This is a genomic window from Vibrio sp. 1978 (genome assembly GCF_033344345.1).
The window spans coordinates 1-978 of the sequence record NZ_JAWPOP010000186.1 but is presented as its reverse complement, the minus strand read 5'-3'; the positions used below and the strand labels follow the sequence as shown (position 1 = coordinate 978).

General features: G+C 48.3%; 1 protein-coding gene. It reads left to right on the top strand.

Annotated elements, in window-relative coordinates:
* Nucleotides 1-978: nucleotidyltransferase domain-containing protein (locus R8N49_RS25390; RefSeq protein WP_318190245.1), on the top strand; the 978-nt coding region annotated here is incomplete at both ends.

Here is a 978-nt window from a genome sequence, read left to right as displayed (position 1 = left end):
AACAAGAGTTTCTTAACCATCACCCTGTGACCAGCTTAGTATTGGCTCGCGCAGAGTACATGGACTTATTGCTGACGCGTTTATGGCAATACTTCGGTTTTAATGACATTTACAACATCTCATTAGTGGCCGTGGGCGGATATGGTCGCGGTGAACTGCATCCGTTGTCCGACATAGACATTCTCGTTCTTTCTAACAACAAACTGCCAACGGCGTTAGAAGCGAAAATCAGCGAATTTATTACCTTACTATGGGACTTAAAACTGGAAGTTGGCCATGCGGTTCGCACTGTCAATGAATGTGCACAAATCGGTCGTGACGATCTAACGGTTGCCACTAACCTACAAGAAGCACGTCTGCTTTGTGGCAGCGAAGACACATTCCAAGCTTTAAAAAAAGTCGTGCTATCCGACTCTTTCTGGCCGAGCGAAACCTTCTACCGCGCAAAAATCCAAGAACAACGCGAACGTCATGCTCGCTACCACGATACGACCTATAACCTAGAGCCCGATATCAAATCGACCCCAGGAGGTCTTCGCGATATTCACACTTTGAGCTGGGTAGCGCGCCGTCACTTTGGCGCCACATCTCTGCTAGAAATGAGCCGTTACGGCTTTCTTACCGATGCGGAATACCGCGAACTGGTGGAGTGTCAGGACTTCTTGTGGCGTGTCCGCTTTGCGCTGCACATTGAACTTCGCCGATACGACAACCGTTTGACCTTCGCACATCAAGCACAAGTGGCCGAAAACCTCGGTTATGTTGGTGAAGGCAATCGCGGCGTCGAGATGATGATGAAAGAGTTTTATCGCACACTTCGTCGCGTCGCAGAATTAAACAAAATGCTGCTCAAACTGTTTGATCAAGCCATCATCAATGGTGGTGCAACTGAAAACGCAGAAATTTTGGATGCAGATTTTCAACGTCGTGGGTCGTTAATTGAAGCCAGAAAGCCTGCGCTATTCCAAGCCAGACCTG